The following is a 15,386-nucleotide window of genomic DNA, read 5'->3' as shown; positions in this document are numbered from 1 at the left end:
CACTACGCACCTACACTCGGGGCATGGACGAGCGGCAGTTGCGGGTTCTGCGTGAGCTGGGCGAGCTGGGCAGTGTCACCGCGGTCGCCGAGGCGCTGCTGGTGACACCCTCGGCGATCTCCCAGCAGCTGCGGCTGCTGCAGCGCTCGGTCCCCGTACCGCTCACCGAACGCGACGGACGACGGCTGGTGCTCACCGCTGCCGGGCAGGCCCTGGCCGGCGCGGCGATCGAGGTGGAGACCGCCCTGGCCCGCGCGCGGCACGCGGTGGACGCGTTCGTCGGCACACCGGACGGCAAGGTGTCGGTGGCCGCCTTCCACAGCGCGGCCGCAACGTTCTACCCGCTCCTGCTCCGCGCCCTCGCCGCGCCGGGATGTCCGCGGCTCACGCTCGCCGGCGAGGACGTCGCGCAGGATCACTTCCCGCGGCTGACCCGGGATTACGACCTCGTCCTGGCGCACCGTCTCGACCACGCTCCGCCGTGGCCGCACACCGTGACCGTCACCCCGCTGCTGCACGAACCGCTCGACGTCGCCATGGCGGCCGGTCACCCGCTGGCGGGCACACGCTGCCTGACGCCCCGCGATGTCGCCGACCAGCCCTGGATCACCGTCCACGACGGCTTCCCGCTGATGGCCACCATCGAGGCCATCGCCACCGCCGCGAACCGCCGGCTCGACATCAGGCACCGCATCAACGAATTCTCCGTGGTCGCCGAGGCCGTCGCCGCCGGCGGCGGACTCGCCCTGATGCCCCGCTGGACCACACGCCCCCACCCCGCGGTGGTCCTCAAGCCGCTCAGCGGCGTACCCGCCCGCCGGCACATCGACGTGCTCCAGCGCCCCGAGCGCACCGCGCGCAGAGCCGTCCGCACGGTCCTCACCGAGCTGCGGAACGCTGCCGCGACCATCCAGGGGCCGGCCGGCGGGACGCCGCCCTCCTAGCCGGCGCGGACGGCCGTGCGCAGCCCGGTCAGGAACTCCCGGACGGCACCCCGGCCCGTGTCCCGGTCCCGGCCTCCGTCCCGGCGTCCTTCAGCGACAGTGAGACCTGTTCCCGCACCCGGTCGACGTCGATGATCTTCGCCGTGACCTCCTGGCCCACCTCGAGGACGTCGCCGGGGTGATCGATGTGCCGCCAGGAGATCTCCGGGATGCGGATCAGCCCGTCGAGGCCACCGAGGTCCACGAACGCGCCGAAGGGGGCGATACGGGAGACCACGCCGGTACGGATCTCACCGCGGCGCAGGGTACGGAGCGCGGCCCAGCGGGCGTCCTCCGGTGCCGGTTCGGGCCGCCAACGGGCCCTGAGGACGCCGTCGCTGTCGGGGAGGACCGCGGTCAGCAGCCGTTGCCCGCCCCGCAGGACGGTCAGTCCGGCGCGCGGAGCGAGGGCGGCGCGCACCGTGTCGAGGGTGGCGGCGGTGAGGCGGTGCCGGCGGGGGGCGGTGCCGGCGGGGTGCTCCTCCAGGGTGAGGGCGCCGCCGGAGGTCAGGAGCCAGGCCAGGCGGGACCAGAAGGTGTCGTCGGCGGGGCGTTGCGGGTCGGGCGCTCCAGCGGCGGGTTCGTCGCGGCCGGGTGGGCGGTGCGGGGTGGTGCGGTGGACGTGGGGCGGCGGCACGGGGGCGGTCCTTCCTTGCGGGCCGGGAAGACGGGGTGCGCGGGACTCCTCGGGGGCGCACCGCCTACGTCGCGGCTACCGGCAGCGGGCCGTCATGCCGCACGAGCCAGTCGCGGTAGGCCTCGCTGGCCCAGGCGATCTCCATATAGGAGGAGGTCAGGTCGGCGAAGAGGGCGTCGGCGGGGGCGGCCGGGGTGCCGTCGGGGCGGCAGGCCATGAAGAGGCGGACGGCCAGCGGGTCGCCGTGCAGCGGGCGGACGGCCATGCCGGGGCGGGAGCGGGCGGTGGGCTGGCAGGGGGTGACCACCTCGCCGGCCGTGACCAGGTCGACGGCGGTGAGGTAATCGCCGTGCACCACCCGGGGGTTGACCCCGGCGGCGGTCCAGATGCGGCGCAGGCCCGCCCATTCGCCGTCGACCGACGGGTCGACCATCCACTGGTCGTCGGCCAGGTCCCGCACATGGACGACGGTGCGGGCGGCCGCGGGATGGGTGTCGGACAGGGCGATGAACTGCGGTTCGCGGGCGATCAGTTCATGCTCGACCAGGCCGTCGGGAACCCGTAGCGGCGCGCCCTCGACCTCGTGCACGAACGCGACGTCGAGCTGGCCCATCGCGACCATGTGCAGCAGGGCATTGGCGGAGACATCGGTCCTTATCGTCGTGTCCGTCTCCGGGAGGCGGACGCGCAGGCGGCGCAGCCAGCCGGCGACGGCGCGGCTGTTGGTGCTGCCGATGTGCAGTCGCGCACCCCGTTCGCGTACCGACGCGTTCGCGATTTCGTCGACCAGTGCGCGCATTTCGGCCACTATCGGGCGGGCCCGGCACAGCACGGAATGCCCCAGTGGCGTGGGGCGGCTGCCGGTCGGTTCGCGGAAGAACAGCTGGCCGCCGAGGGCCTTCTCGATACGTCGTAGCTGTGTCGTCAAGGAAGGCTGGGTCATCCCCAACTGCCGGGCCGCCTTGCGTACGCTGCCGGAGTCGGCGATGGCGCACAACGCGCGAAGATGCCTTACCTCGAGCTCCACGTGCGGAGCATAAAACGTCGGGAACGGTCACACCAGCCTCTCAAACCTACCCGAACTCGCTCTTTTTTCGGGGGTATTGCCTGGTGCTATCGCCACTTAGCATCTCCGCTGCACGGGTGAACTCCGTCCAGACTCAACGGCACCAAGAAATCCGCAGGGCCCCGGTCGCCGCCCCACACGGCGACCGCGGCCCTCGGAAATTAAGGAGCCCCCCACATGAGATCTCCCAAGACGGCGCTGTCGGCAGCGCTCGGCCTGGGCCTCGCCGCCGCACTCGCGGCCGCCGCTCCGGTCTCGGCAGTTTCCCCCTCGCACGCCTCCTCCCACCAGAGCACGCGGGCCTCCATCGCCGCGTACACCGGCTCGGCTGCCGAGAAGGCCGACACCAAGGCGTTCTTCCAGGCCGTCATGAAGTCGGCCAAGGCGAAGATGAAGGCGCACCCGGGTATGAAGTCGGTCACCGTGACCTACGACGCCAGCGCGGCCCCGACGTTCAAGAGCCAGATATCCGAGAGCGCGTCCATATGGAACGGCGCCGTGCAGAACGTGAAGCTGCAGGAAGGCAGCGGCGGCGACTTCCAGTACCGCGAGGGCGACGACCCGCGCGGCTCGTACGCCAGCACCGACGGTCACGGGAAGGGCTTTGTCTTCCTGGACTACAAGCAGAACCAGGAGTACAACTCCACCCGCGTCGCGGCGCACGAGACCGGCCATGTGCTCGGTCTGCCGGACCACTACGAGGGCCCGTGCAGCGAGCTGATGTCCGGTGGCGGGCCCGGCACGTCCTGCCAGAACACCCAGCCGGACCAGAACGAGCGCGCGCAGGTGGACCAGCTCTGGGCCAACGGCCTGACCGGCTGAGCCACCCCCTGACCAGCTGCGACAGCGGCTGAGGCCACGACTGCGGCGTGGCTGTTCGAGGGCCGGTACCTGGCGGCCGGCCCTCGGACTTCTGGCGGCGCCGGGAACGCGGGCAGCGCCGGCGGCAATGGCGGCGCCGGCAAGCGTGCGCGTTCCTCCCACGCGTTCGCGAGCGGTGGGGCTCCACTTCCCGGGCCCCACCGCTTTTCTCCGTGCCGGCACCGCGGTCACGGCAACGGGCGGGTCCAGGCCTCCCGTTGCGGCGCGGCGCCGCCGGCCGGCCGCGGCCAGGCATCCATCGGCCGCCAGCCCCAGGACCGGAACGCGGCCTTGGCCGGTGCGTTGTCCGCCGCGATCAGGGCCAGGGCCAGCGCGGCATTGCTGCGCATCAGCAGCGTCTCCTGGAGACGGGTGGCGACCCGGGCGCGCCGGTACGCGGCCAGCACCATCAGCCCCGCGATCAGGAACAGCCGCCCCGCCGCGGCCGGTTCGCTCAGCTCCTGGGGCGGCTCACCGAGGCCGGCGTACTCCCGGCACCAGTCGCCCTCACGGTCGGCGGAGTAGCCGTAGCAGCAGCCGGCCAGCACCGGATCGCTGCCGATGACCATCTCGAAGCCGGGGCGCTGGACATCGTGTCCGGCGAACCGCCGCAGGAATTCCTCCCGGTCCAGGGCCTCGCCGACGGGCGGATCGTGGTACGCCGCGACATACAGATCGGCGACCGACTCCCGCTGGGTCTCCGCCTGCCACCTGGTCAGACGCCGCAGGAACACCTCTGCCACGGTCCCTCCCCCGTTCCGCCGATCACGCCGGATACGCGGAGGGTACCCGCAAATCATGGGAAAGTACCGGGTCAGCCCCACAGTGCCCGCGCGCAGGCCACCCCCGCGAACGCGGCACCCAGCCCGGCCACCACGCTCGCCGCCGCATTGGCCGCGGCGTAGCCCCGCGCCCCGTCCGCCGCCAGCCGGAGCGTCTCGTAGGAGAAGGTCGAGTACGTCGTCAGGGCGCCGCACAGCCCGGTGCCGAGGAGGAGCTGGGCGTGCGAGGAGGCGGCGCCGGCCGTGGCCGCGCCGGTCAGCAGGCCCAGGATCAGCGAACCGATGACATTGACGGCGAACGTCCCCCATGGGAAGACGCTGTCGTGCCGGGCCTGTACGAAGCGGTCGGTGAGAAAGCGCAGCGGCGCCCCGACCGCCGCGCCGGCCAGCACCAGCAGCCAGTTCACCCGCGCCCGCCCGCCGCCGTGCCGCCATCGCCGTCGCCGTCGCCGCTGCCCGCGCCGTCCGCGCCGACCGGGTCATCGGGCGCGAACACCTCGCACCGGTCGACGGTCACCAGGCCCTGGCCCGCCACCAGTTCGGCCAGCTGCGCAAGGAAGCCCCGTACCCGCTCCTCCGTGTCGACGGCCACGACCGCGACCGGCAGGTCCTCGCTCAGGGACAGCAGCCGCTGGGTGTGGATGACGGACGAGGCGCCATAGCCCTCGATGCCGCGGAAGACGCTCGCGCCGGCCAGCCCGGCCGCGTGCGCACGGTGCACGATCTCCGCGTACAGCGGCTTGTGGTGCCATACCTGGTGTTCGCCGACGATCACCGTGAGGCGGAGCGCCGGACCGCTGAGCCGTGTCATACCGACCGCCGCCTTCGTCCGAGGAGTGCGAGAAATCCGCGGGTCAGGACCACCGCGCCCGATACGGCCGCCAGCGCGGCGAGGAGAGTGGCCGCCAGATAGGCCGTCCCCAGCGCCGCCCGCCGGGCGTCCACCAGGCGCTGGATGTCCACCACGTAGGTCGAGAACGTGGTGAAGCCGCCGAGGATGCCGGTGCCCAGGAACGGGCGCACCAGCCGGTGCGGCGACCACAGCTCGGTGATCAGCACCATCAGGACGCCCATCAGCGCGCAGCCGACGACATTGACGGCCAGGGTCGTCCAGGGGAAGGCGCCGGCGGCCGTCGGCCAGATCAGCGAGGCGCCGTAGCGCGCCGCGGCACCGATCCCGCCGCCCGCCGCCACCGCGCCGATCACCGGCCACTGGCCCTGCCAGGGCGCCGCCCGGCGGGCTCGCATGTCCATGTGTCTCCCGAGATCATCGGCGTCCTCAGGCTAACCCTCGCCGTTTGACAACGCGAAACATGGGATGTTCCCATCACCGGTGGAATATGGGTGGAGTCGACGGACCCGCCGATGGACGTACGAGAGGGAGGCACGGCGCCCCATGCCGCTGCGCAGCACCGCCCGCACCAGCCTGGTGGACCTGGTCATCGAGCAGATGGAACGGCTGATCGCCGAGGGCGAGTGGCAGGTCGGTGCCAAGATCCCCGCCGAGCCCGTCCTGGTGGAGCAGCTGGATGTCGGCCGCAACACCGTCCGTGAGGCGGTGCGCGCCCTCGTCCACACCGGGATGCTGGAGCCGCGGCAGGGCGACGGCACCTACGTCCGCGCCAGCAGCGACTTCGGCGCGGCCGTCCAGCGGCGGCTGCGGCGGGCCGAGCATCTGGAGGCGTACGAGGTGCGCGCCTCCCTGGAGCGCGATGCCGCCCGCTATGCCGCGCTGCGCCGCACCGACGAGGACCTCGCCGCGCTGCGCGGCGCGCTGGCCGAGCGTGGCCGGGCGTGGGACAGCGGCGATGTGGCGGCCTTCATCGACGCCGACGTGCGCTTTCACCGCGCGGTGGCCGCCGCCGCCCACAACACTGTGCTGGCCGAGCTGTACGAGCACCTCAGCGATGCCCTGCGCGCGACGCTGCAGGCGGTGGTCGGTACGCCGCTGCCCGATGCGGTACGCCACCAGCTCGACGCGCACACGGCCATCGTCGATGCCATCGAGGCCCGGGACGCCCAGGCCGCCGAGCAGGCGGCGCTGGCGCACCTCACCGAGGCCATGGACGCCCTGCGCGGGACCGGCCGGAAGATCTCAGGAGACGGCACAGATGCCTGACGAAGGACCCATGGCCACCGAGCCGATAGCCACCCGGCCGATGACTGCCCAGGCGGCGGCCGCCCCGGAGCCGGGCCCCGCCACCGCGCCCGCCGCCCCGGGCGTGACCGGCCGCCGCGCCCTCCACCTCGGCATCGGCGTGGTCCTGCTGGCCCTGAACCTGCGCCCCGCGCTGGTCGCCGTATCGCCGCTCGCCGGGACCATCCGCGACGACAGCGGGATGTCGGCCGCGGCCACGAGCCTGCTCACCGCGCTGCCGCTGCTCTGTTTCGGGCTGCTGGCGCCGGTCGCGCCGCGGCTGGGGCGGCGGCTGGGGATGGAGCGGTCGCTGCTCGGCACCATGGCGCTGATCGGCGCGGGCACCGGGCTGCGGCTGCTGGACTCGGTGGTCGCGCTGTTCGCCGGGACGATCGTGATCGGCGCGGGCATCGCCGTCGCCAACGTCCTGCTGCCCGGCCTGATCAAGCGGGACTTTCCGGCCCGCGCCGGGCTGATGACCGGTCTGTACTCCATGTCGCTGTTCGGCGGCGCCGCGCTCGCGGCCGGGATCACCGTCCCCATGCAGCAGGCCGCCGGACTCAACTGGCAGTCCACACTGGCCTGTTGGGGCGCCCTCGCGGTCGTCGCGCTGATCGTCTGGCTGCCGCAGGTGCGCTCCCGTACGCGGGTGTCGGCGGCCGCGGCGCGGCAGGCGGCACACCCGGTACGCGGCCTGTGGCGCGACCCGCTGGCCTGGCAGGTCACCGGCTACATGGGCCTGCAGTCGCTGAGTTACTACGCGGCCGCCGCCTGGCTGCCGACGATCCTCGAGGACGCCGGGATGAGCGCGGGCGACGCCGGCTGGATGCTCTCCTTCTCCTCCCTCCTGGGCATCGCCGGCTCGTTCCTCTCCCCCGTCATCGTCGGCCGCCGGCTGCGCGCCGGGGTACTGGCGGTGCTGGGTGCGGTGCTGTGCGCCACGGGCTTCGCGGGGATGCTGATCGCGCCGGTCGGCGGCGCCTACGCATGGATGACGCTGCTGGGCCTGGGCCAGGGCGCGGCGATCAGCCTGGCGCTGCTGTTCATCGTCCAGCGTGCCCCGGACGCCCGGCACACCGCCCAGCTCTCCAGCATGGCCCAGTGCTTCGGCTACATCCTGGCCGCCACCGGCCCCGCCGTCCTGGGCGCCGTCCACGACCTCTCGGGCAGCTGGACCGTCCCCCTGGCCGTCCTGCTGGCCCTGCTGCTCCCGCAGCTCGCGGCGGGGTGGGGCGCGGCGCGGCCCCGGCACGTGGCGGGACGGTAGCCGGTCACTTCCGGCCGGGGGCGGGAAGGCCGGTCAGAGCCAGCCGTTGCGCTTAAACCCGCGGTGGATCACCCAGCAGACCGCCACGATCAGCGCCATCACCAGCGGATAGCCGAACGTCCAGTGCTTCTCCGGCATGTACTCGAAATTCATGCCGTAGACGCCGCAGACCATGGTCGGTACGGCCAGGATGGCGACCCAGGCACTGATCCGGCGCATGTCTTCGTTCTGGGCGACGGTGACCTGGGCGAGATGGGCCTGGAGTATGGAGTTGAGCAGCTCGTCGAACGAGGTGATCTGCTCGGTGACCCGGTCGAGATGGTCGGCCACGTCCCGGAAGTACGTTTTGATCCGGGGGTCGACCTGCTCCATCGGCTGGGTCGCCAGTTCCTGCATCGGGCGGTCCAGCGGGGCCACCGCGCGTTTGAGTTCCAGCAGTTCGCGCTTGAGCTGGTAGATCCGGCCGGCCCCGCCGCCGCCCCGCACGGAGAAGACCTCGCTCTCGACGTCGTCGATGTCGACCTGCACGGCGGCCGTGACGTCGAGGTAGTCGTCGACGACGAGGTCGGCGACGGCGTGCAGGACGGCGGACGGGCCGAGCGCCAACTGCTCGGGAACGGACTCCAGTTGTTCGCGGAGCGGGCCGAGCGAGCCGTGTCCGCCGTGCCGTACGGTGATCACGAAGTCGGCGCCGGTGAAGACCATGATCTCGCCGGTTTCCACCACCTCGCTGGTGTCGGTGAGCCGGTCGTGGTCGACATAGCAGACCGTCTTGAAGACGGTGAAGAGGCAGTCGTCGTAGTGCTCGAGCTTGGGGCGCTGGTGGGCGTAGACCGCGTCCTCGACGGCGAGCGGGTGCAGTCCGAACAGCTCGACAATTCCGGCGAATTCCTTCTCGGACGGCTCATGAAGCCCAATCCAGACAAATCCCCTGCCGGATTCGCGGACCCGGCGTATCGCCACATCGGCCGGGTGGTTCCCGTCCTGCCGCACGCCGTCCACATACACCGCGCAGTTCACCACGGCGGTACCGAGCGGTGAACGCGCCGGGTGGCTGAGGTCGACCCCCCGGGTACGCGGCTGCGGCAGCCGGACGGCCTTGCGGAGGTTGCTGATCATCGACACGCAGCCCAGTATGGCGGGCGACGGCCCGGGAACGGTACGGCGAAGGGCCACTTTTTACGCCCGCGTGAAGCGCCCTGCGACGGCGTCGGCGGCCGCGCCCGTCAGGCGTGCGGCCCGACGGCGACGGTGCCGATCGTCAACTCCGCGGTGCCCTCTAGGACTTCGCCGACCCGGTGCGCCTGTGCCTCCAGGGCGCGCCGCTGCCCGGCGGTCAGCGGGGCCAGCGGCTCGACCGTGACATGGACGCGACGGCCCGCCCGGCGCTGGTGCCAGACGCCGCCGACGATTCCGTCGATCAGCAGCACCGGATAGTTCCCGGCCTGCCCCCTGGCCAGCGCGCGCTCCGCCGCCCGGCCGGGGAAGAGCAGATGGCGGGGGCGGCAGGCGATGCCGTAGGCGTCGAAGTAGGGCAGGAGGCGGACGCCGGAGGGGTCCGTGGTGGGGCCCGCGGTGTCGCCGGCCAGGATCCAGGCGGGGGAGCCGGCGAAGTCGACCCGCTGGAGACCGTCGCCCAGGGAGGCGAAGAGGTCCGCCGCCCATCGGTGCGGGGCACCGCACCAGGTGGCGAAGTCCGCGGAGGTGGCCGGGCCGTAGGCGTGGAGGTAGCGGCGCAGGAGGGCGGCGAGGGCCGTCGGGCCGGGCTGCGGGCGGAAGCCGGGCAGGGCGCGCCGGGGGCTGGTGTAGGTGACCTTGCGGCCGCGATGGGGGCCGAAGCACAGGGCGCCGCGCTGCCCGGCCAGATGCATGACCTGCCGCCAGCGCGGCCACATCGCCTGGAAGGCGGGCACCACCAGGTCGCCGGCCCAGGGCCCGGTGGCGGCGACGACCGCCTCGCCCAGCTCGTCGACGGTCAGCTCGGCGCCCTCCCCCAGGGCGTCCTCGATGGCGGCGAGGACGCGTTCGGTCTGCTCGGGGGTGAGCCGTACATCCGGGGCGGAGAGGCTGTTCCCCGGCGGTACGGCCGACAGCGCGCCGGTCCACATCGGCAGGTCGGCGGCGGGCAGCAGATGCACCGTGCCGCGCGGGCCGTGCGTCTTGACCAGGGTGCGGTCCTTCCAGAGGGCGTCGCGTACGGCGGTGCGGGTGCCCCGGTCCGTCCGCAGCATGAGCGAGAGCTCGGCGGCGGACAGCACCTGGGCGTGCGCCCCGCACATCGCGGCGGCGATCCCCGCGGGGTCCGGCGGCATCGGCGCCCCGGCGAGCCCGGCACGCTCCAGGCGACGGGCGCTGATCTCGGGCCAGGTGAGGGCGAGGGGGCTCGGCACGCTGATGACTCCTTTGTGTGGGAGGGGTGACGGCGCGGTCAGGAGGCCGGGGCGTCCTGCGTTCGCACCCGGCGCGGCAGCAGGAACAGCAGACCGAAGACGAGGACCAGGCCGCCCGAGATCCACCAGAGGGAGTTGACGGTGGCCGAGACGAAGGAGGCGCCCGGCGCGGTTCCGCCGCCCGCACGGTCCGTGACCCCGAAGAAGGCCACCGACGACAGGCCGAGGCCCAGCGCCATCCCCAGCTGGCCGGTGGTGTTGAAGATGCCGGAGGCCGAGCCGGAGTGCTCGGCGGGCACCTCGGAGAGCACGGAGTCGGTGATCGGGGCGACGATCAGGCCCATGCCCGCGCCCATCAGCAGCATCGCCGGGACCATCTGCCAGGACTGCAGGGCGGTGCCCAGGTGCCCGGCCTCCCAGAGGTAGAGCAGCGCCCCGGACAGCATGATCAGCGCGCCCGCCTGGAGGACCTTGCGGCCGAAGCGCGGCACCAGCTTCTGTACCGACATCCCGGCCGCGGCCGAGCAGGCGAGCGAGAACGGCACCCCGGTCAGTCCGGCGTGCAGCGGGCCCCAGCCCAGACCGAGCTGCATATGGAGCGTCCAGATCAGGAAGAACAGGCCGCTGACGGCGCCGAAGGTGAGCTGTACGCCGGCGCCGGCCGCGAAGGTCTTGATCGAGAAGAGGGAGAGTTCGACCAGCGGCGAGCCGTCCTTACGCGCCTTGGCGCGCTCGTAGCGGACGAAGAGCGCGAGGACGAGCGGGCTCGCGGCCATCGAGACGAAGCCCCACAGCGGCCAGCCGTTCTCGCGGCCCTGGGTGAGCGGGTAGAGGACCATGAGCAGGCCGAGGGTGGCCAGCGCGGTGCCGATGAGGTCGAGGCGGAGTGCGCGCGGGGCCTTGGACCCGGTGACGAAGCGGCTGCCGAGCAGGATGCCGGCGACGCCGACCGGCAGGTTGATCAGGAAGATCGGGCGCCATTCCAGGCCGAAGAGGTTGCCCTCGGTCAGCAGCGCGCCGATCAGCGGGCCGCAGACCGCGCCGAGTCCGATCACCGCGCCGAACATCCCGAAGACCTTGCCGCGCTCGTTCGCCGGAAAGCTGACATGGATGATCGCCAGCACCTGCGGCACCATCAGCGCGGCCATCGCGCCCTGCAGCACCCGCGCGCCGACCAGCATGCCGGGACCGGCGGCGAAGCCGCACAGCGCGGAGGCGAGGGTGAAGCCGGCCATGCCGAGCAGAAAGAGCTTCTTGCGGCCGTAGATGTCGCCGAGGCGGCCGCCGGTGATCAGTCCGATGGCGAAGGCGAGGGCATAGCCCGCGGTGACCCACTGAACGGCGCTGAAAGAGGCGCCGGTGTCCTTCTGGATGCTCGGGATGGCGATGTTCACGATGGTCGCGTCGACGAGGTCCATGAAGCTCGCGGTCAGGACGACGGCGAGCGCGATCCAGCGTCTGCGGTCGGCGGGCACGGGGGCTGCGGGACCCGCCTGCGCGGGGGCGGCTCCGGCCGCGTCGGCGGGGACGGCCGCCTCGGCGGGGGCGGGGACGGTCGTGGTCATGACGTTCGCTCTCCTGGTCTTCGTATGCCGTCGCATGTCTGCGGATGCCCGCCTATGCCTTCGCATGTCTGCGGATGCCTGCTTACGACGGCCGCCTGCAGGTCCGCCGCGGACTTACCCGCGACGTCTTCGACACTAGAAGGCGTATAGGACAGCCTCGGTCCTACATTCACCCGCATCATCGAGGGCATGAGTGAGACATCGGCACGGCTCCTGAACCTCCTGTCCCTGCTCCAGACCCCCCGCGAATGGCCCGGCAGCGAACTGGCCGACCGGCTGGGGGTCACCTCCCGCACGATCCGGCGCGACATCGAGCGGCTGCGTGACCTGGGCTATCCCGTCCACGCGACGCTGGGCGCGGTGGGCGGCTACCGGCTCGCCGCGGGTACGGCCATGCCGCCCCTGCTGCTGGACGACGAGGAAGCGGTGGCCATCGCGGTGGGGCTGCGCTCGGCCGCCGGGCACGCCATCGCGGGCATCGAGGAGGCGTCCGTACGGGCGCTCGCCAAGCTGGAGCAGGTACTCCCGGCCCGGCTGCGGCGGCGGGTGGGCACGCTCGGCAGCGCCACCGTCCCGATGCCGGCCGGCGACGGCCCGACCGTCGACCCGGAGCAGCTGACCGTGCTCGCCGCGGCGATCACCAACCACGAGCGGGTGCGGTTCCGCTACCGGGCGGGCGCGGGCGAGCACACCAAACGCCTGGTGGAACCGCACCGGCTGGTGGCGGCGGGGCGGCGCTGGTACCTCGTCGCGTACGACAACGACCGCGAGGACTGGCGGACGTTCCGGGTGGACCGGCTGACCGAGGCGTTCGCGACGGGCGTGCGGACCCCGCCGCGCGAGCTGCCCGCCACCGATGCGGCGGCCTACATCAAGGAGCGGATGCAGGGGATGGGTCCGGCGCCGCAGCGGGCGGTGGCGACGGTCCACGCGCCGGCGGCGGAGGTGGCCGCGCGGCTGGGCGGCCGGGCGGGTGAGGTGGAGCCGGTCGACGCGGAGTCGTGCCGGTGGCGCAGCGCGCCGGATTCGCTGGAGTGGCTGGCGATGCGGCTGGCGATGCTGGGGTGCGCGTTCACGGTGCATGAGCCGCCGGAGCTGGTCACGTATCTGCGCGCGATGGGTGAGCGGGCGCTGCGGGGGGCGGGGAGCGGCGAGGCGGGGGAACCGGCCGGATCGGCCGGATCGGCCGGGTGACGGAATACCCCTAGGGGGTATATGGTTCTGTGTAGTGGACGCCGGTCGCCCCGCAGCCGCCGTCCTCGCACCGCACGAACCGCCCGGCACGCCCCGCCCCAGCACCATTGCGAACGCCACACGGAGGAGCAGTCATGACGACCGCGACCGGAGAGCACATCGGCGACCAGCGCGTCGAGCTGGAGATCGGCGGAATGACCTGCGCCTCCTGCGCCGCCCGGATCGAGAAGAAGCTCAACCGCATGGAGGGGGTCACCGCCACCGTCAACTACGCCACCGAGAAGGCGAAGGTGGCGGTCGCGGAGGGCAGCGGGATCGAGACCGCGGACCTGATCGCCACCGTGGTGAAGACCGGTTACACCGCCGCGCTCCCCGAGCCGCCCGCCCCCGCACCGGCCGCCGAGGAGGACGACAGCGGCGGCGGGACCACAGGGGAGAGGGTCCCGGACGCCCTGGACGCCCTCCGCCGGCGCCTGTTCCTCTCCCTGGCCCTCTCCCTCCCCGTCGTCCTCATGGCGATGGTCCCGGCCCTGCAGTTCACCAACTGGCAGTGGCTGTCGCTGACCTTGGCGGCCCCGGTGGTGGCCTACGCGGCCTGGCCCTTCCACAAGGCCGCCTGGACCAATCTGCGGCACGGCGCGGCCACGATGGACACGCTCATCTCGATGGGCACCCTCGCCGCGCTCGGCTGGTCGCTGTGGGCCCTGTTCTTCGGGACCGCGGGCATGCCCGGCATGACCCACCCCTTCGAGCTGACCATCGCCCGTACGGACGGCAGCGGCAGCATCTACCTGGAGGCGGCGGCCGGCGTCACCACCTTCATCCTGGCCGGGCGCTACTTCGAGGCACGGTCCAAGCGGAAGGCGGGCGCGGCGCTGCGGGCGCTGCTGGAACTGGGCGCGAAGGACGTCGCCGTCCTGCGCGACGGCCGCGAAGTCCGTGTCCCCACCGCGGAGTTGAGCGTGGGCGACCGTTTCGTCGTACGGCCCGGGGAGAAGATCGCCACCGACGGCCGGGTGGCGGAGGGCGCATCCGCCGTGGACGCGTCGATGCTCACCGGTGAGTCCGTCCCGGTGGAGGTCGCTCCCGGCGACACCGTCACCGGGGCGACCGTCAACGCGGGCGGCCGGCTGGTCGTCGAGGCCACCCGGATCGGCGCGGACACCCAGCTCGCCCGGATGGCCCGCCTGGTGGAGGACGCGCAGAACGGCAAGGCCGCGGCCCAGCGGCTCGCCGACAAGATCTCCGCGGTCTTCGTCCCGGTCGTCATCGCACTGGCCATCGGCACCCTGGGGTTCTGGCTGGGCACCGGCGCGGGCGCGGTGGCCGCCTTCACCGCCGCCGTGGCCGTACTGATCATCGCCTGCCCATGCGCCCTGGGCCTGGCCACCCCGACCGCGCTGATGGTCGGCACCGGCCGGGGCGCCCAGCTGGGCATCCTCCTCAAGGGCCCCGAGGTCCTGGAGTCCACCCGCAAGGTCGACACCATCGTCCTGGACAAGACCGGCACGGTCACCACCGGTGTGATGACGCTGACCGGCATCCATCTCGCCGAGGGCGTGTCCCATGACGAGGCGCTGCGCCTGGCCGGCGCCCTGGAGCACTCCTCCGAGCACCCGATCGCCCGCGCCATCGCCACCGCCGCCGAGGAGGCCGCCGGCCCGCTGCCGACGCCCGAGGACTTCGCGAACGTTCCCGGCCTCGGCGTCCAGGGCATCGTCGAGGGGCACGCCGTCCTGGTGGGCCGCGAGCGGCTGCTGACCGACTGGAGCCAGCAGCTGCCGCCCGCCCTGGCGGCGGCCAAGGCCGAGGCTGAGGCGGCGGGCCGCACCGCGGTCGCGGTCGGCTGGGACGGCACGGCCCGCGCGGTGCTGGTCGTCTCGGACGCGGTCAAGCCCACCAGCGCCGAGGCGGTGCGCCGGCTGCGCGGCCTGGGCCTGACCCCGGTGCTGCTCACCGGCGACAACAAGGCGGTGGCCGAAGCGGTCGCCAAGGAGGTCGGCATCGACGAGGTGATCGCCGAGGTGCTCCCCGAGGACAAGGTGGCCGTCATCGAGCGCCTCCAGGGCGAGGGCCGCTCGGTCGCGATGGTCGGCGACGGCGTCAACGACGCGGCCGCCCTGGCCCGCGCCGACCTGGGGCTCGCGATGGGCACCGGCACCGACGCCGCCATCGAGGCCGGTGACCTCACCCTCGTACGGGGCGACCTGCGCGCCGCGGCGGACGCCATCCGCCTCGCCCGCGTCACCCTCGGCACCATCCGCACCAACCTGTTCTGGGCCTTCGGCTACAACGTCGCGGCGCTGCCGCTGGCCGCCGCCGGCCTGCTGAACCCGATGATCGCGGGCGCCGCGATGGCCTTCTCGTCGGTCTTCGTCGTCGGCAACAGCCTGCGCCTGCGCCGCTTCCGGGCGCTGACGTCACAGCCCGTGACGGCCGTCGGCTGACCGGCGACGGCGCACCCCGCGGCCCCGGCAGCCCCGCTGCCGGGGCCGCGGCACATC

15 protein-coding genes are annotated in these 15,386 nt (G+C 73.0%); 6 read left to right on the top strand and 9 right to left on the bottom strand.

Going from position 1 to position 15,386, the window contains the following annotated elements; all coding sequences use genetic code 11:
- The first annotated feature begins 23 nt into the window (after positions 1-23).
- Positions 24-944, top strand: coding sequence for a LysR family transcriptional regulator (locus ACZ4S3_RS09460; protein ID WP_467929005.1), 921 nt, complete (start codon positions 24-26; stop codon positions 942-944).
- 28 nt (positions 945-972) lie between these two features.
- On the opposite strand, the gene ACZ4S3_RS09455 is transcribed toward ACZ4S3_RS09460, so the two are convergent.
- A complete protein-coding gene (locus ACZ4S3_RS09455; RefSeq protein WP_467929001.1) occupies positions 973-1,620 on the bottom strand; it encodes a S1 RNA-binding domain-containing protein in 648 nt (215 codons plus the stop codon).
- 64 nt (positions 1,621-1,684) lie between these two features.
- On the bottom strand, positions 1,685-2,647 hold the full coding sequence (locus ACZ4S3_RS09450; protein WP_467928997.1) for a LysR family transcriptional regulator: 963 nt from the start codon (positions 2,645-2,647) through the stop codon (positions 1,685-1,687).
- Between the two features lie 216 nt (positions 2,648-2,863).
- Here ACZ4S3_RS09450 and snpA point away from each other — a divergent pair, with 216 nt between their 5' ends.
- Positions 2,864-3,508, top strand: coding sequence for a snapalysin (gene snpA, locus ACZ4S3_RS09445; protein WP_467928992.1), 645 nt, complete (start codon positions 2,864-2,866; stop codon positions 3,506-3,508).
- A gap of 227 nt (positions 3,509-3,735) precedes the next feature.
- On the opposite strand, the gene ACZ4S3_RS09440 is transcribed toward snpA, so the two are convergent.
- From ACZ4S3_RS09440 to ACZ4S3_RS09425, 4 genes are all read right to left on the bottom strand, one after another.
- Entirely contained in the window at positions 3,736-4,290 is a 555-nt protein-coding gene (locus tag ACZ4S3_RS09440; protein ID WP_467928990.1) for a GNAT family N-acetyltransferase, read from the bottom strand.
- A gap of 71 nt (positions 4,291-4,361) precedes the next feature.
- The gene (gene crcB, locus ACZ4S3_RS09435) at positions 4,362-4,736 is read right to left on the bottom strand and encodes a fluoride efflux transporter CrcB (RefSeq protein ID WP_467928985.1); all 375 of its coding nucleotides are present in this window, start codon (positions 4,734-4,736) and stop codon (positions 4,362-4,364) included.
- The gene (locus ACZ4S3_RS09430) at positions 4,733-5,140 is read right to left on the bottom strand and encodes a DUF190 domain-containing protein (RefSeq protein WP_467928981.1); all 408 of its coding nucleotides are present in this window, start codon (positions 5,138-5,140) and stop codon (positions 4,733-4,735) included. Before ACZ4S3_RS09430 ends, crcB begins: the two co-directional genes overlap by 4 nt.
- Entirely contained in the window at positions 5,137-5,583 is a 447-nt protein-coding gene (locus tag ACZ4S3_RS09425; RefSeq protein ID WP_467928979.1) for a FluC/FEX family fluoride channel, read from the bottom strand. The genes ACZ4S3_RS09430 and ACZ4S3_RS09425 overlap by 4 nt, the downstream gene beginning before the upstream one ends.
- A gap of 142 nt (positions 5,584-5,725) precedes the next feature.
- On the opposite strand from ACZ4S3_RS09425, the gene ACZ4S3_RS09420 reads away from it, so the two are divergent.
- Together ACZ4S3_RS09420 and ACZ4S3_RS09415 are read left to right on the top strand one after the other, a co-directional pair.
- Positions 5,726-6,448 carry a FadR/GntR family transcriptional regulator gene (locus ACZ4S3_RS09420; RefSeq protein ID WP_467928975.1) on the top strand — a complete coding sequence of 241 codons (723 nt, stop codon included), beginning with the start codon at positions 5,726-5,728 and terminating at the stop codon, positions 6,446-6,448.
- Between the two features lie 40 nt (positions 6,449-6,488).
- On the top strand, positions 6,489-7,733 hold the full coding sequence (locus tag ACZ4S3_RS09415) for a CynX/NimT family MFS transporter (RefSeq protein WP_467929719.1): 1,245 nt from the start codon (positions 6,489-6,491) through the stop codon (positions 7,731-7,733).
- Between the two features lie 33 nt (positions 7,734-7,766).
- Here ACZ4S3_RS09415 and ACZ4S3_RS09410 read toward each other — a convergent pair whose 3' ends face one another.
- The 3 genes from ACZ4S3_RS09410 to ACZ4S3_RS09400 form a co-directional block, all read right to left on the bottom strand.
- A complete protein-coding gene (locus ACZ4S3_RS09410; protein WP_467929717.1) occupies positions 7,767-8,852 on the bottom strand; it encodes a magnesium and cobalt transport protein CorA in 1,086 nt (361 codons plus the stop codon).
- A 107-nt stretch (positions 8,853-8,959) separates the two neighbouring features.
- Positions 8,960-10,123, bottom strand: coding sequence for a winged helix DNA-binding domain-containing protein (locus tag ACZ4S3_RS09405; protein ID WP_467928972.1), 1,164 nt, complete (start codon positions 10,121-10,123; stop codon positions 8,960-8,962).
- Positions 10,124-10,161: 38 nt separating this feature from the next.
- Positions 10,162-11,688 (bottom strand): MFS transporter, encoded by a 1,527-nt coding sequence (locus ACZ4S3_RS09400; RefSeq protein WP_467928968.1) that lies wholly within the window; start codon positions 11,686-11,688, stop codon positions 10,162-10,164.
- Between the two features lie 189 nt (positions 11,689-11,877).
- Between ACZ4S3_RS09400 and ACZ4S3_RS09395 the strand changes: the two genes are divergently transcribed.
- Positions 11,878-12,882, top strand: a complete 1,005-nt coding sequence (locus ACZ4S3_RS09395) for a helix-turn-helix transcriptional regulator (protein WP_467928967.1) — start codon at positions 11,878-11,880, stop codon at positions 12,880-12,882.
- A gap of 134 nt (positions 12,883-13,016) precedes the next feature.
- Positions 13,017-15,329 (top strand): heavy metal translocating P-type ATPase, encoded by a 2,313-nt coding sequence (locus ACZ4S3_RS09390; protein ID WP_467928963.1) that lies wholly within the window; start codon positions 13,017-13,019, stop codon positions 15,327-15,329.
- Positions 15,330-15,386 lie beyond the last annotated feature (57 nt).

The sequence above is a fragment of the Streptomyces sp. NPDC028368 genome (assembly GCF_055565615.1).
The sequence above is the reverse complement of the archived record's forward strand: the minus strand, read 5'-3'. Positions and strand labels throughout refer to the sequence as shown.

Coding starts and splice junctions, on each gene's coding strand:
- ACZ4S3_RS09460 (WP_467929005.1), top strand. CDS start 24: ATGGACGAGCGGCAGTTGCGGGTTCTGCGTGAGCTGGGCGAGCTGGGC.
- snpA (WP_467928992.1), top strand. CDS start 2,864: ATGAGATCTCCCAAGACGGCGCTGTCGGCAGCGCTCGGCCTGGGCCTC.
- ACZ4S3_RS09430 (WP_467928981.1), bottom strand. CDS start 5,140: ATGACACGGCTCAGCGGTCCGGCGCTCCGCCTCACGGTGATCGTCGGC.
- ACZ4S3_RS09425 (WP_467928979.1), bottom strand. CDS start 5,583: ATGGACATGCGAGCCCGCCGGGCGGCGCCCTGGCAGGGCCAGTGGCCG.
- ACZ4S3_RS09420 (WP_467928975.1), top strand. CDS start 5,726: ATGCCGCTGCGCAGCACCGCCCGCACCAGCCTGGTGGACCTGGTCATC.
- ACZ4S3_RS09415 (WP_467929719.1), top strand. CDS start 6,489: ATGACTGCCCAGGCGGCGGCCGCCCCGGAGCCGGGCCCCGCCACCGCG.
- ACZ4S3_RS09410 (WP_467929717.1), bottom strand. CDS start 8,852: ATGATCAGCAACCTCCGCAAGGCCGTCCGGCTGCCGCAGCCGCGTACC.
- ACZ4S3_RS09400 (WP_467928968.1), bottom strand. CDS start 11,688: ATGACCACGACCGTCCCCGCCCCCGCCGAGGCGGCCGTCCCCGCCGAC.
- ACZ4S3_RS09395 (WP_467928967.1), top strand. CDS start 11,878: ATGAGTGAGACATCGGCACGGCTCCTGAACCTCCTGTCCCTGCTCCAG.
- ACZ4S3_RS09390 (WP_467928963.1), top strand. CDS start 13,017: ATGACGACCGCGACCGGAGAGCACATCGGCGACCAGCGCGTCGAGCTG.